Annotated in this window: 12 protein-coding genes; all 12 read left to right on the top strand. The window is 43.1% G+C overall.

The annotated features are described in order from the left end of the window. Positions 1–323 precede the first annotated feature (323 nt). On the top strand, positions 324–695 hold the full coding sequence (gene secE, locus L2672_RS17130; RefSeq protein WP_248997054.1) for a preprotein translocase subunit SecE: 372 nt from the start codon (positions 324–326) through the stop codon (positions 693–695). 10 nt (positions 696–705) lie between these two features. Further along, positions 706–1,257 (top strand): transcription termination/antitermination protein NusG, encoded by a 552-nt coding sequence (nusG, locus tag L2672_RS17125; RefSeq protein WP_248997053.1) that lies wholly within the window; start codon positions 706–708, stop codon positions 1,255–1,257. 129 nt (positions 1,258–1,386) lie between these two features. Further along, complete coding sequence (rplK, locus tag L2672_RS17120; protein ID WP_055026515.1) at positions 1,387–1,815, top strand: 50S ribosomal protein L11; 429 nt, start codon at positions 1,387–1,389, stop codon at positions 1,813–1,815. 4 nt (positions 1,816–1,819) lie between these two features. After that, a complete protein-coding gene (gene rplA / locus L2672_RS17115; RefSeq protein ID WP_248997052.1) occupies positions 1,820–2,521 on the top strand; it encodes a 50S ribosomal protein L1 in 702 nt (233 codons plus the stop codon). A gap of 276 nt (positions 2,522–2,797) precedes the next feature. Beyond that, entirely contained in the window at positions 2,798–3,298 is a 501-nt protein-coding gene (rplJ, locus tag L2672_RS17110) for a 50S ribosomal protein L10 (protein WP_248997051.1), read from the top strand. A 54-nt stretch (positions 3,299–3,352) separates the two neighbouring features. Continuing rightward, positions 3,353–3,721: a 50S ribosomal protein L7/L12 gene (rplL, locus tag L2672_RS17105; RefSeq protein WP_248997050.1), complete on the top strand. Its 369-nt coding sequence runs from the start codon at positions 3,353–3,355 to the stop codon at positions 3,719–3,721. Positions 3,722–3,954: 233 nt separating this feature from the next. Beyond that, complete coding sequence (gene rpoB, locus L2672_RS17100) at positions 3,955–7,986, top strand: DNA-directed RNA polymerase subunit beta (RefSeq protein ID WP_248997049.1); 4,032 nt, start codon at positions 3,955–3,957, stop codon at positions 7,984–7,986. Between the two features lie 84 nt (positions 7,987–8,070). Then, positions 8,071–12,291, top strand: coding sequence for a DNA-directed RNA polymerase subunit beta' (rpoC, locus tag L2672_RS17095; protein WP_248997048.1), 4,221 nt, complete (start codon positions 8,071–8,073; stop codon positions 12,289–12,291). 175 nt (positions 12,292–12,466) lie between these two features. Beyond that, on the top strand, positions 12,467–12,841 hold the full coding sequence (rpsL, locus tag L2672_RS17090) for a 30S ribosomal protein S12 (RefSeq protein WP_025823559.1): 375 nt from the start codon (positions 12,467–12,469) through the stop codon (positions 12,839–12,841). 82 nt (positions 12,842–12,923) lie between these two features. Next, complete coding sequence (gene rpsG, locus L2672_RS17085) at positions 12,924–13,394, top strand: 30S ribosomal protein S7 (protein WP_188843842.1); 471 nt, start codon at positions 12,924–12,926, stop codon at positions 13,392–13,394. Between the two features lie 78 nt (positions 13,395–13,472). Beyond that, positions 13,473–15,569: an elongation factor G gene (gene fusA, locus L2672_RS17080; RefSeq protein ID WP_248997047.1), complete on the top strand. Its 2,097-nt coding sequence runs from the start codon at positions 13,473–13,475 to the stop codon at positions 15,567–15,569. Positions 15,570–15,638: 69 nt separating this feature from the next. After that, positions 15,639–15,878 (top strand): GTP-binding protein (locus L2672_RS17075; RefSeq protein ID WP_248997046.1); only part of this gene is annotated, 240 nt, incomplete at its 3' end.

Raw genomic sequence — 15,878 nt, 5'->3', positions numbered from 1 at the left:
TTCGCTATCCGTGAAGGTGGCCGCACAGTAGGTGCTGGTGTTGTAGCTAAAATCATCGCTTAATCGCGACTTTAGTTCACACTAAAAAAGGAAGCTTCGGCTTCCTTTTTTGTTTTTAATGGTTTTATTGGGCAATTTTGATATTTTTTTGCTGATTTCTGTGGATAACATTGCCAGTCATGTTGCGAATAAAGCTGAATAAGAATACAATCTATGGCCGATTTTTGACCCTGTGCTGATAAGGTTTCTGGGCAGTATCTCGGAAATGAAGTAACAGTTAACTGTTGCTAGGCTCAGGTCGTAGTGAGTAACGGAATTAACCGATGACAACAAGTACAGAAAACCAAAGTAACCCTTTGGATATTGTAAAATGGGGCGTAGCGCTTCTGCTAGTAGCAGCTGCCGTTATTGCTAACCAAGTTTTTGCTGAAGCTAGTGTAGTCGCTCGCGTAGCAGGTGTAATTGTTACTTTTGCAATTGCAGGCTTCATTGCTTTTCAAACCGTAAAAGGTAAGCAAGCGCTATCATTTGCTCGTGAAGCACATATTGAAGTGCGTAAAGTGATTTGGCCAACTCGCCAAGAAGCGATGACCACGACATTTATCGTGCTTGCTGCAACAGGTGTTGTTGCATTAGTCCTTTGGGGCTTAGACGCAATTTTGTTGCGAGTTGTGAATTTTATTACAGGCGTATAGGCATTTAAAAATGACTGAAGCTACAGAAGCAAAGAAAAAATGGTATGTGATCCAAGCCTTTTCAGGCTATGAAGGTCGTGTTTGTAAAACACTGCTTGAGCATATCAAAATGCACAGCATGGAAGATTACTTCGGTGAGGTTTTAGTACCTACAGAAGAAGTGGTTGAGATGCGTGCGGGTCAACGTCGTAAAAGTGAGCGTAAATTCTTTCCAGGTTATGTATTAGTACAAATGGAAATGAATGACGAAAGCTGGCACTTAGTGAAAAGCATTCCACGTGTAATGGGTTTCATTGGTGGTACATCTGACCGTCCAGCGCCGATTTCAGACAAAGAAGCGAATGCAATTTTACAGCGTCTTGAAGACACTGTTACATCACCAACTCACCGCGTTATGTTTGAGCCAGGTGAAGTGGTCCGTGTATGTGATGGTCCTTTTGCTGACTTCAATGGCACTATTGAAGAAGTTGATTATGACAAGAACCGTATTAAGGTTTCTGTAATGATTTTCGGTCGTTCTACACCTGTAGAGCTAGATTTTAATCAGGTTGAGAAAAGCTGATTAAAATAACCACAAAAAATTGATTGTTTGCGGGTGTGGATTTTTGTATAATCCGCACCCGTTGTTTTCAGGGGAGCAGATTGGCATGTCGCCGAGATGCGTTTGAACCCAAATAGAGGAAATGTCGACATGGCAAAGAAAATTGAAGCTTATATTAAGCTACAAGTAGCAGCCGGTGCTGCAAACCCGTCTCCACCAGTTGGTCCTGCTTTAGGTCAAAAAGGTGTGAACATCATGGAATTCTGTAAAGCATTCAACGCTCGTACTGAAAAGTTCGACAAAGGTATGCCGATTCCTGTTGTTATTACTGTATATAACGACCGTTCTTTCACTTTCGAAACTAAGACTCCTCCAGCGTCTTTCCTATTGCTAAAAGCAGCAGGTTTGAAATCTGGTTCAGGTCGTCCTAACACTGAAAAAGTGGGAACTATCAAGCGCAGCGCAGTTCAGGAAATTGCTGAAACTAAAGCCGCTGATATGACTGGTGCTGATGTTGAAGCTATGATGCGTTCAATTGAAGGTACTGCACGTTCAATGGGTTTGGTAGTAGAGGACTAATATAATGGCAAAGCTAACTAAGCGCGCTCGCGTAATCCGCGAAAAAGTTGATGGTACTAAGTTGTATGACATCAACGAAGCTGTGGCTCTTTTAAAAGAATTAGCAACTGCTAAGTTCGTTGAAAGTGTAGACGTAGCTGTAAACCTAGGTATCGATCCTCGTAAATCAGATCAAAACGTGCGTGGTGCTACTGTACTTCCACACGGAACTGGTCGTGAAGTTCGTGTTGCTGTATTCACTCAAGGTGCAAACGCTGAAGCTGCTAAAGAAGCTGGCGCTGAACTAGTGGGTATGGAAGATTTAGCTGAGCAAGTTAAAGCTGGCGAAATGAACTTTGACGTTGTGATTGCATCTCCAGACGCTATGCGCGTTGTTGGTATGTTAGGTCAAATCTTAGGCCCACGTGGTTTAATGCCTAACCCTAAAACTGGTACTGTAACGCCTAACGTTGCAGACGCAGTTAAAAATGCAAAAGCAGGTCAAGTACGCTACCGTAACGATAAGAACGGTATTATCCACACTACTATCGGTAAAGTGGATTTCAGTGCTGAACAGTTAAAAGAAAACTTAGAATCATTAGTTGCTGCTCTTAAAAAGGCTAAGCCTGCAGTTGCTAAAGGTGTCTATGTTAAGAAAGTCAGCATCTCTACCACTATGGGTGCAGGTGTTGCAGTTGACCAAGCTACCTTGGAAGACATTAAGTAATTTTACAAAATGCGTGTATTAGTCTATAATGCGCGCACTTTGTGGGTTGAAGCCGATTTTTAATCATAAAACTGTGTTTTTGCTTAAAAATGTAGGCTTCCGTCCAAGACCGCAGGTGTTTATCAACAGATACACTTAATTTCCTGCGTAGACGGTGTCAGGCCCCAGCTAAATTTTTTTACTGGACACTCTGCACCGTAAGTAACCATCTACATGTTGTATTTGGTTTGGTAAATACTAGGGGTTATCCCTAGGTAGAATCCAGGAGTAAAGCCAATGGCATTAAGACTCGAAGACAAAAAGGCAATTGTTGCTGAAGTCAACGAAGTTGCCAAAGGTGCACTTTCTGCAGTTGTTGCCGATTCACGCGGCGTAACTGTAGGTGCCATGACCGGTCTGCGTAAAGCAGCTCGCGAAAATAGTGTTTATGTACGTGTAGTACGTAACACACTAGCTAAGCGTGCTGTTGAAGGTACTTCATTTGAATGCCTTGCAGAATCGTTTACTGGCCCAACTTTAATCGCTTTCTCTAGCGAGCACCCAGGTGCCGCAGCACGTCTTTTAAAAGACTTTGCTAAAGAGCAAGACAAGTTTGAAGTTAAAGGTGCAGCTTTTGAAGGGGAATTCATCCCTGCAGCTGATATTGATCGTTTAGCGAAACTACCAACATACGACGAAGCACTAGCTCAGTTAATGATGACTATGAAAGAAGCATCTGCTGGCAAGTTTGTACGTACATTGGCCGCCCTTCGCGATCAAAAAGAAGAAGCCGCTTAATTTTAAGTCGGCCGCTTAATAATATTGAATTCAGAACAATAGGAAATATTTCTAATGTCTATCACTAAAGATCAAATTTTAGAAGCTTTTGCAGCTATGTCTGTAATGGAAGTTGTTGAACTAATCGAAGCAATGGAAGAGAAGTTCGGCGTATCTGCTGCTGCTGCTGCTGTTGCTGTTGGCGGTGACGCTGGCGCTGCTGCTGCTGAACAAACAGAGTTCGACGTAGTTCTTACTTCACACGGCGACAACAAAGTTGCTGTAATTAAAGCTCTACGTGGCGCAACTGGCTTAGGTCTTAAAGAAGCTAAAGCTATGGCAGAATCTGCTCCAGTAGCTGTTAAAGAAGCTATCTCTAAAGAAGAAGCTGAAGCACTTAAAGCTGATTTAGAAGCTGCAGGCGCTGCTGTTGAAGTTAAGTAAGTTTTAATTAACTTACGTCACCCAAGCAATTGGGTGAAGGCTGGCGGTTTTTTAACCGTCGGCCTTTTTTGCGCTCTAGGCGCAGGCGATTTTTATTCACCGTTTATCGCCAGTTTTAGCAGTTCCTAGCAGAGATTACTGGTTAGGTTCTTGCGACAACGGTGACGGGCAAACGTGCTGATTTAATTAAATTTATTTCAGTCTTGGTCACATTTCGTAAGTAGAGGAAACCCATGGTTTACTCCTATTCTGAAAAGAAGCGTATTCGCAAAGACTTTGGTAAGCGTCCAAAAGTTTTGGACATCCCTTATTTATTGTCTATCCAGTTAGACTCTTTTAAGAAGTTCACCGATCAAGATCCTACGGGTGAACGCGGTTTTGAAGCGGCATTTCGTAGCGTTTTTCCTATCAAGAGCTTTTCTGGTTACTCGGAGCTGCAATATGTCAGCTACAAACTAGGCGAGCCAGTATTTGATGTGAAAGAATGTCAGATCCGTGGTGTCACTTATTCTGCTCCACTACGCGTTAAATTACGCATGGTGTTGTTTGATCGTGAAGCGGCAGCTGGCACAGTAAAAGACATTAAAGAACAAGAAGTCTACATGGGTGATATCCCATTGATGACTGAAAATGGTACGTTTGTAATTAATGGTACTGAACGTGTAATTGTTTCTCAGTTACATCGTAGTCCAGGCGTATTCTTTGATCATGACCGTGGTAAAACCCACTCATCTGGTAAGGTGCTTTATAACGCACGTATTATTCCTTACCGTGGTTCATGGCTTGACTTTGAATTCGATCCTAAAGATGCATTATTTGTACGTATTGACCGTCGTCGTAAATTACCAGCGACTATCATCTTACGTGCATTAGATTATTCTACTCAGGATATCTTAGACTTATTCTTTGAACGTATTGAGTTCAAGATTAAGAAAGACTCTTTAGTCATGTCGTTAGTGCCTGATCGCTTACGTGGCGAAACAGCTAGCTATGACATTAAAGATGCTGAAGGTAACTTACTTGTTGAAGCCGGTCGTCGCATCACTGCGCGTCATATTCGTCAGTTAGAAAAAACCAACACAACTGAGCTTGAAGTGCCAGTTGAATACATTGTTGGTAAGTATGCTGCACAAGATTATATCGACGAAGATACAGGCGAAGTTCTTGTTACTGCTAATAGCGAAATCTCATTAGAAGATCTTGCTAACTTATCTTTAGCAGGCATTAAGAACATTGATACATTATTTATCAATGATCTTGACCACGGTGCTTATATTGCTGACACATTACGTATTGATTCTACAACTAACCGCTTAGAAGCATTAGTTGAAATCTACCGTATGATGCGTCCTGGCGAGCCACCAACCAAAGATGCAGCCGAAGGTTTATTCCAAAACCTATTCTTCAGTGAAGAACGTTATGACTTATCAAAAGTAGGTCGTATGAAGTTCAACCGTCGTCTTGAAATTGCAGAAGACGAAGGCACAGGCGTATTGTCGAAAGAAGACATCGTTTCTGTGATGAAGAAAATCATCGAAATCCGTAATGGCTATGATGAAGTCGACGATATTGACCACTTAGGTAACCGTCGTATTCGTAGCGTGGGTGAGATGGCTGAAAACCAATTCCGTGTTGGTTTAGTTCGTGTTGAGCGTGCCGTTCGTGAGCGTCTATCTTTAGGCGACTTAAACGAGTTAATGCCTCAAGACTTAATTAACGCTAAGCCAATTTCTGCGGCAGTGAAAGAATTCTTCGGTTCTTCACAGCTTTCGCAGTTTATGGACCAAAACAACCCATTGTCAGAAGTAACGCATAAGCGTCGTATTTCTGCTTTAGGCCCTGGTGGTTTAACACGTGAGCGTGCTGGTTTCGAAGTACGTGACGTACATCCAACTCACTATGGTCGTTTATGTCCAATTGAGACCCCTGAGGGTCCAAACATTGGTCTAATTAACTCTCTTTCTAGCTTTGCGCGTACTAACTCGTATGGCTTCTTAGAAACACCATACCGTAAAGTGGTAGATGGTGTGATTACTGATGAAGTTGAATACTTATCAGCAATCGAAGAAGGCCGTTATGTAATTGCACAGGCTAACATTGAAGTTGACTCTGCAGGCCGTATGGTTGAAGAGCAAATTGCTTGTCGTCATAAAGGTGAGTCTACCTTTATGCGTGCTGCTGATGTTCAGTATATGGACGTTTCGCCACAACAGATTATTTCTGTTGCTGCGTCATTAATTCCATTCTTAGAACACGATGATGCTAACCGTGCATTGATGGGTGCGAACATGCAACGTCAAGCAGTACCGACTTTACGTGCTGATAAGCCGTTAGTTGGTACCGGTATTGAGCGTACTCTAGCAGTCGATTCTGGCGTAGTTGTTGCCGCTAAACGTGGCGGTGTGATTGACTATGTAGATGCAAGCCGCATTGTTGTTAAAGTAAATGAAGACGAACTGACTCCGGGTGAGGCAGGTATCGACATTTATAACCTAACTAAATACACCCGTTCTAACCAGAACACTTGTATTAACCAACGTCCTTGTTGTTTCGTTGGCGAGCCAGTGGTTCGTGGTGACGTGTTAGCTGATGGTCCATCAACTGACTTAGGTGATTTGGCTCTTGGTCAAAACATGCGCATCGCATTCATGCCTTGGAATGGTTACAACTTCGAAGACTCGATTTTAATTTCTGAGCGTGTAGCTCAAGAAGACCGTTTCACCACTATTCACATCCAAGAATTATCATGTATTGCTCGTGATACTAAACTAGGTAGTGAAGAAATTACTGCTGATATTCCAAACGTAGGTGAGTCTGCTTTATCTAAATTAGATGAGTCAGGTATCGTTTACATTGGTGCAGAAGTAAAAGGTGGCGATATTCTAGTGGGTAAAGTGACACCTAAAGGTGAGACACAGTTAACCCCAGAAGAGAAATTATTGCGTGCTATCTTCGGTGAAAAAGCATCAGACGTTAAAGATAGTTCTTTACGTGTACCTAACTCAGTTAAAGGTACTATTATTGATGTTCAAGTATTTACTCGCGACGGCGTTGAAAAAGACAAGCGTGCTTTAGAAATTGAAGACATGCATGTTCGCCAAGCACGTAAAGACTTAGGTGAAGAGTTCAAGATTCTTGAAGACGGCGTATTAGGCCGTGCACGTAACTTGTTACTTTCTGCTGGTTTCTCTGAAGCTAAGTTAGCTGAGATCCCACGTAAAGACCTATTGATCCAAGTGATTGATGACGAAACGAAACAAACTGAATTAGAGCAGTTAGCTGAGCAACATGAAGAGTTGCGTGCTGATTTCGATAAGAAGTTTGAAATCAAACGTCGTAAGATCACTCAAGGTGATGATTTAGCACCTGGCGTACTAAAAATTGTTAAGGTTTACCTAGCAGTTAAACGTACTATCCAGCCTGGTGATAAAATGGCGGGTCGTCACGGTAACAAAGGTGTTATCTCGAAGATTTGTCCTATCGAAGACATGCCATATGATGAAACTGGTAACCCAGTAGACATCGTACTTAACCCATTGGGTGTACCATCGCGTATGAACATCGGTCAGGTACTTGAAGTTCATATGGGTGCGGCAGCGAAAGGCATTGGTAACAAGATCACGGCTATGCTTGAAGAGCAACGTGAACTTGCAGAGCTTCGTGAATACATCAAACAAGTTTACGAGTTAGGCGATGAAGTGATTCAGAAAGTGGATATTAATTCATTCTCTGATGATGAAGTTTTACGTCTTGCTAAAAACCTTAAAGGTGGTCTACCGATTGCAACGCCAGCGTTTGACGGTGCAAAAGAGAAAGAGATCAAGCAAATGCTTGAGCTTGCAGACCTACCAGCTTCTGGCCAGTTGTCATTATACGACGGCCGTACCGGTAACGAATTTGAGCGTAAAGTAACTGTCGGTTACATGTATATGCTTAAACTGAACCACTTAGTTGATGACAAGATGCACGCCCGTTCTACCGGTTCGTACAGCTTAGTAACTCAACAACCATTGGGCGGTAAAGCTCAGTTTGGTGGTCAGCGTTTCGGTGAGATGGAAGTATGGGCACTAGAAGCATATGGTGCTGCTTATACTCTTCAAGAAATGCTAACAGTTAAGTCGGATGACGTTAACGGTCGTACTCAGATGTATAAGAACATCGTCGACGGTAACCATCAGATGCAACCTGGCATGCCAGAGTCCTTCAACGTATTGCTGAAGGAGATCCGTTCACTCGGTATAAATATCGAGTTGGATCAAGAGTAAGCATCGCTTTTAAGCAATGTTTGGTAACCCAACGGTGCTTTGCCTAGTGTGAAGCACCCGGTTTAACTCCTTCAGGAGAGAAACGTGAAAGACTTATTAAAGTTTCTTAAACAGCAAAGCAAGACTGAAGAATTTAACGGTATTAAAATTGGTTTGGCTTCGCCTGACCTAATCCGTTCTTGGTCTTTTGGTGAAGTTAAAAAGCCAGAAACCATTAACTACCGTACATTTAAGCCTGAGCGTGAAGGCTTATTCTGTGCGCGTATCTTTGGTCCAGTTAAAGATTACGAATGTTTGTGTGGTAAATACAAACGTCTTAAGCACCGTGGTGTAATTTGTGAAAAGTGTGGCGTTGAAGTAACCCAAACTAAAGTACGTCGTGAGCGTATGGGTCACATCGAGCTAGCTAGCCCAGTTGCACACATTTGGTTCTTAAAATCATTACCGTCTCGTATCGGCTTAATGCTTGATATGACTTTACGTGACATTGAGCGCGTACTGTACTTCGAATCATTTGTTGTTATCGAGCCTGGCATGACCACGCTTGAGCGCGGCCAAATGTTAACCGAAGAAACGTATTTAGATGCGTTAGAAGAATACGGTGATGAGTTCGAAGCTAAGATGGGTGCAGAAGCAGTTTTAGAATTGCTACGTGCTATTGATCTTGAGCAACAAATTGAACAAATGCGTGAAGAACTACCGTCAATTAACTCAGAAACGCGTCGCAAGAAAGTGACTAAGCGTCTGAAGTTAATGGAAGCATTCTTTACTTCAGGTAACAAGCCTGAGTGGATGATTCTAAAAGTATTACCGGTTCTTCCACCTGATTTACGTCCACTAGTACCACTAGATGGCGGCCGTTTTGCTACGTCTGATTTGAACGACCTATACCGTCGTGTAATCAACCGTAACAACCGTCTAAAACGTCTTTTAGACCTAGCTGCTCCAGACATTATCGTACGTAACGAAAAGCGTATGTTACAAGAGTCTGTTGATGCGCTTTTAGATAACGGACGTCGTGGACGTGCTATTACCGGTTCTAACAAACGCCCACTGAAATCTTTGGCTGACATGATCAAAGGTAAGCAAGGTCGTTTCCGTCAGAACTTACTTGGTAAGCGTGTTGACTATTCAGGTCGTTCGGTAATTACCGTTGGTCCTACTTTACGTCTACATCAGTGTGGTCTTCCTAAGAAGATGGCGCTTGAGTTATTCAAACCATTTATCTATGGCAAGTTAGAAGGTCGTGGTTTAGCGACAACGATTAAAGCTGCTAAGAAAATGGTTGAGCGTGAACAGGCTGAAGTATGGGATGTATTAGACGAAGTGATTCGTGAACATCCAGTGATGCTTAACCGTGCACCAACACTTCATAGACTAGGTATTCAAGCATTTGAGCCTGTTCTTATTGAAGGTAAAGCAATTCAATTACACCCGTTAGTTTGTGCAGCGTACAACGCTGACTTCGACGGTGACCAAATGGCGGTACACGTACCATTAACGCTTGAAGCTCAATTAGAAGCTCGTGCGCTAATGATGTCGACCAACAACATTTTGTCACCTGCTAACGGTGAGCCTGTAATTACTCCGTCTCAAGACGTTGTATTAGGTTTGTACTACACCAGCCGTGAATGTATTAACGGTAAAGGTGAAGGTATGGCTTTCGCATCAGTTGCAGAAGTTGAAAAAGCTTATGCTACAGGTGCGGCAGAATTACACGCTCGCGTAAAAGTACGTATTACTGAAACATCAATTGCTGATGATGGCGAAAGAACAAAAGCGACCCGTATCGTTGATACAACCGTTGGTCGTGCTTTGTTATCGCTAATTTTGCCTGAAGGTTTATCTTTTGATCTGGTTAACCAGAACATGGGTAAAAAGCAAATTTCTAAGCTATTGAATACTTGTTATCGTCAATTAGGTCTTAAAGATACCGTTATCTTTGCTGACCAATTAATGTATACCGGTTTCCGCTTTGCGACTATTTCTGGTGCGTCAGTGGGTATTGACGACATGGAAATCCCAGCAGAGAAGTACACGTTAGTTGCTGATGCAGAAGCTGAAGTGTTAGAAATTCAAGAACAGTTCCAATCTGGTCTTGTAACTGCCGGTGAGCGATACAACAAAGTTATCGATATCTGGGCAAGTGCTAACGAAAAAGTTTCTAAAGCGATGATGGAAAACCTGTCTACTGAGACAGTGATTAACCGTGATGGCGTTGAAGAAAAACAAGCTTCGTTTAACAGCATCTATATGATGGCTGACTCGGGCGCTCGTGGTAGTGCTGCACAGATTCGTCAGTTAGCGGGTATGCGTGGTCTGATGGCTAAGCCAGATGGCTCAATCATTGAAACTCCGATTGTGGCTAACTTCCGTGAAGGTCTAAACGTACTTCAGTACTTTATTTCTACTCACGGTGCGCGTAAAGGTCTTGCCGATACCGCATTGAAGACAGCTAACTCTGGTTACTTAACACGTCGTCTTGTTGACGTTGCACAAGATTTAGTGGTTGTTGAAGACGATTGTGGCGTTGAACACGGTCTAACAATGAAGCCGCTTATTGAAGGTGGTGATGTTGTTGAGCCATTACGCGAACGTGTTCTTGGTCGTGTTGTTGCTGTTGACGTATTAAAGCCTGGTACTGAAGAAGTTCTAGCTCCTCGCAATACACTTTTAGATGAAAAGTGGTGTGATAAGTTAGAAGAAAACAGTGTTGATGAAGTAATTGTTCGCAGTGTAATTACCTGTGATACAGACTTCGGTGTGTGTGCGGCATGTTATGGCCGTGACTTAGCACGTGGTCACATCATTAACCATGGTGAAGCCATTGGTGTTGTTGCAGCACAGTCAATTGGTGAGCCAGGTACACAGCTTACCATGCGTACCTTCCACATTGGTGGTGCAGCATCGAGAGCTTCAGCAGAAAACAACGTTCAAGTTAAGAATGCAGGTTCTCTGAAGTTACACAATGCGAAGCATGTTTCTAACATCGACGGCAAGCTAGTTATTGTTTCTCGTTCTTCTGAAATTGCCATCATTGATGAGCTAGGTCGTGAGAAAGAGCGTTACAAAGTGCCTTACGGTACCGTGTTAGAGAAATTGGAAGATAGTGAAGTTGCAGCTGGCGAAATCATCGCTAACTGGGATCCACATACTCACCCAATTATTTCTGAAGTAGCGGGTAGCGTGAAGTTTGTTGATATGATTGATGGTGTCACAATGACACGTCAAACAGACGAACTAACTGGTCTTTCTTCTGTTGTAGTACTAGACGTAGGTGCTCGTACATCAGCAGGTAAAGAAATGCGTCCAGCTATTCGCCTAGTTGATGCTAATGGTAATGACTTAATGATTCCTGGTACCGACGTACCAGCTCAGTACTTCTTACCTGGTAACGCGATTGTGTCGAAAGACGATAACGCGCAAATCAACGTTGGTGATGCATTAGCACGTATTCCACAAGAATCGTCTAAAACTCGCGATATTACCGGTGGTCTACCACGTGTTGCTGACTTGTTCGAAGCACGTAAGCCAAAAGAGCCTGCAATTCTTGCAGAAATCTCTGGTACCATTTCGTTTGGTAAAGAAACCAAAGGTAAGCGTCGTCTAGTGATTACTCCAGCTGATGGTGGCGATCACTATGAAGAGATGATTCCTAAGTGGCGTAATTTAAACGTGTTCGAAGGTGAAAAAGTTGAACGCGGTGAAGTTATTGCTGACGGCCCAGAAGCGGCACATGACATTCTACGTCTTCGCGGTATTCACCATGTAGCAAACTACATTGTGAACGAAGTACAAGATGTTTACCGTCTACAGGGTGTGAAGATCAACGATAAGCATATCGAAGTGATCATCCGTCAGATGCTACGTAAGTGTATTATCACTTCAGCTGGTGACAGTGAGTTCTTAGAAGGTGAACAAGCAGAAGTCTCTCGCGTTAAGATCGCAAACCGCGAACTTGAAGCGCAAGGTAAGATCCCTGCAACGTTTGAACGTGAATTACTCGGTATTACTAAAGCTTCTTTAGCGACTGAGTCATTCATTTCAGCGGCGTCGTTCCAAGAAACAACGCGTGTACTAACCGAAGCTGCCGTTGGTGGTAAGAGCGATCAATTACGTGGTCTGAAAGAAAACGTAATCGTAGGCCGCTTGATCCCAGCAGGTACAGGTTATGCTTATCACAAGAACCGCAACGAAGTTCGTGCAACTGCGGCATCGGGCGAAGTTGAGGCTCCAACTGTGACCGCAAGCGAAGCTGAACAGAACCTAGCAGATCTACTAAATCTTGCCGGAAGCCAAGATTAAGTTGCAATTCTGTTAAAAAAAGGCGCCTTTGGCGCCTTTTTTATTCAAATTTCGATCAAAAGTTGGCTATTTCTTGACAGACAGCCATTACCTTTCTAAAATTCCGCGTCCCACCATTGTGGGATATAGATTTTTCACACCTTATCGTTGAGTAATTCAACTGTCGGAGCTATACATGGCAACTGTAAACCAGTTGGTACGTAAGCCACGCGCGCCAAAAGTCGAAAAGACTAATGTGCCTGCGTTAAATGCGTGCCCACAAAAACGTGGTGTTTGTACTCGTGTGTACACTACAACACCTAAAAAACCTAACTCTGCACTACGTAAAGTAGCTCGTGTGCGTCTAACTAACGGTTTCGAAGTAACTTCGTACATCGGTGGTGAAGGCCATAACTTGCAAGAACATAGTGTTATCCTAATCCGTGGTGGTCGTGTTAAAGACTTACCTGGTGTGCGTTACCACACTGTTCGTGGCGCATTAGACTGTGCTGGCGTGACTACTCGTCGCCAAGGCCGTTCTAAGTACGGTGCTAAGCGTCCTAAGTCTTAACGTATCCCGTTAAAGTAAGGCCAAGCTAGTATTTATTTGACATTCCAGTTTTGGAAATACCTGAAGCATACGGAGAATTGATATGCCAAGACGTCGCGTTGTAGGACAACGTAAAATCCTACCAGATCCAAAGTTTCACAGTGAGTTGTTGGCTAAGTTCATCAACGTCATTATGCAGGACGGCAAAAAGTCGACTGCTGAAAAAATTATCTACAAGGCATTAGATGTTGTCGCTGAAAAGAAAAGCGAAGATCATCTAACTATCCTTGAAGCAGCACTTGATAACGTTCGCCCATCAGTCGAGGTTAAATCTCGTCGTGTTGGTGGTTCAACTTATCAAGTACCATGCGAAGTTCGTCCAGTGCGTCGTAACGCACTAGCGATGCGCTGGTTAGTTGAAGCTGCGCGTAAGCGTGGTGAAAAATCTATGGCTTTACGTCTAGCAGGTGAAATGCTAGATGCATCTGAAAACAAAGGTACTGCAGTTAAGAAGCGTGAAGACGTGCATCGCATGGCTGAAGCTAACAAAGCCTTTGCTCATTACCGTTGGTAATATAATGGAGCGGGCAATAACCCGCTCCATATTGTTGATATTACTAAAGCCATTGGCTTTAGTTGAGAGGGTATAATCGTGGCTCGTACAACCCCAATTGAGCGTTATCGTAATATCGGTATTTGTGCTCATGTGGATGCAGGTAAAACTACCACTACAGAACGTGTTCTGTTCTATACCGGTCTGTCTCATAAAATTGGTGAGGTGCATGATGGCGCCGCCACAACGGACTGGATGGTACAAGAGCAAGAGCGTGGTATTACAATTACCTCAGCTGCTGTTACCACTTTCTGGCGTGGTATGGATGCTCAGTTCACTGAACACCGCATTAATATCATCGATACCCCAGGTCACGTTGACTTCACAATTGAAGTTGAGCGTTCTCTACGTGTTCTTGATGGCGCAGTTGTAGTTTTCTGTGGTTCATCAGGTGTAGAGCCTCAATCTGAAACCGTATGGCGCCAAGCTGACAAATATCGCGTACCACGCTTAGTATTTGTTAACAAAATGGACCGTGCTGGTGCAGATTTCGATCGTGTTGTTGACCAAATCCGTAATCGTCTTGGCGCAACTTGTGTTCCTATTCATTTGAATATTGGTGCAGAAGATGAGTTCAAGGGGGTTATTGATTTAATTAAGATGAAAGCGATCAATTGGTCTGATGAAGACCAAGGGGTAAGCTTCACTTATGAAGAAATTCCTGCACATCTTGCTGATAAAGCAGCAGAGATGCATGAGTATCTAGTGGAATCAGCGGCAGAAGCGTCTGAAGAACTGATGGACAAATACCTAGAAGAAGGTGAATTGTCAGAAAGTGAAATCAAACAAGCTCTGCGTCAACGCACTATTAATAACGAAATTGTTTTGGCAACCTGTGGTTCTGCTTTCAAGAACAAAGGTGTCCAAGCAGTATTAGATGCGGTAGTTGACTTCTTACCTGCGCCAATTGACGTACCTGCAATTAAAGGTATTGATACTGACGAAAAAGAAGTAGAACGTCCATCTGATGATAATGCTCCATTTGCGGCATTAGCGTTTAAAATTGCGACTGATCCATTTGTTGGAACTTTAACCTTTATCCGTGTTTATTCCGGTGTACTTGAATCTGGTGCTGCAGTTTACAACTCTGTTAAACAGAAACGTGAACGTATTGGTCGAATGGTGCAAATGCACGCTAACGACCGCACTGAATTAAAAGAAGTACGCGCTGGTGATATTGCTGCGGCTATTGGATTAAAAGAAGTAACAACGGGTGATACTCTTTGCGATAATGATCACAAAGTGATTCTTGAGCGCATGGAGTTCCCTGAACCCGTAATTACCATTGCCGTTGAGCCTCGCTCTAAAGCCGACCAAGATAAGATGGGGATTGCGCTGCAAAAATTAGCAGCAGAAGATCCATCGTTCAGAGTCGAGACTGATGAAGAGTCTGCTCAAACATTGATCTCCGGAATGGGTGAATTACACTTAGACATCATTGTAGACCGTATGCGTCGTGAATTTAATGTTGAGTGTAACGTAGGTAAACCTCAGGTTGCCTATCGTGAAACTATTCGTTCTAGTGTAGAAGTGGAAGGTAAGTTCGTACGTCAATCTGGCGGTCGTGGTCAATTTGGCCATGTATGGTTGAAGATTGAGCCTTTAGAAGAAGGGCAAGGGTACGAGTTTGTTAACGAAATTGTAGGTGGTGTTGTTCCTAGAGAATTTATCCCTGCAGTTGACAAAGGTATTCAAGAACAGATGAAAAATGGTGTATTAGCCAGTTTCCCTGTGCTTGACGTGAAAGTCACCTTATTTGATGGTTCATATCATGATGTGGACTCAAATGAAATGGCATTCAAAATTGCAGGTTCTATGGGCTTCAAAAAGGGTGCGTTAGAAGCAAACCCTGTGTTGCTCGAACCTTGTATGAAAGTTGAAGTGACTACCCCTGAAGATTATATGGGCGATGTTGTTGGTGATTTAAACCGCCGTCGTGGCATAATAGAAGGTATGGATGATGGCATCGCAGGTGTTAAACTTGTCCATGCGGTAGTACCTTTGTCTGAAATGTTTGGTTATGCAACTGATTTGCGTTCAGCATCTCAAGGTCGTGCCTCATACTCTATGGAGTTTTTGAAGTACACTGATGCGCCGCAAAACATTGCAAAAGCGATTATAGAATCTCGTAACTAATAATGGTTACGGCATAAATGTTATATTGCTCGGTTTTGCCGAGCACTTCTGAAAAGAAAGGAATATATCGTGGCAAAAGCTAAGTTTGAACGTAATAAGCCTCACGTAAACGTGGGCACCATCGGTCACGTTGACCATGGTAAAACAACTTTAACTGCAGCTATCTCAGCTGTATTGTCTAAAACATACGGCGGTGACGTTAAAGATTTCGCACAAATCGATAACGCTCCAGAAGAGCGTGAGCGTGGTATTACAATTAATACTTCTCACATCGAGTATGACACACCAACACGTCACTACGCACACGTA

This window comes from Shewanella gaetbuli, from assembly GCF_023284065.1.
Taxonomy (GTDB): Bacteria; Pseudomonadota; Gammaproteobacteria; order Enterobacterales; family Shewanellaceae; genus Shewanella; species Shewanella gaetbuli.
This window is presented reverse-complemented; position numbering and strand designations above follow the sequence as displayed.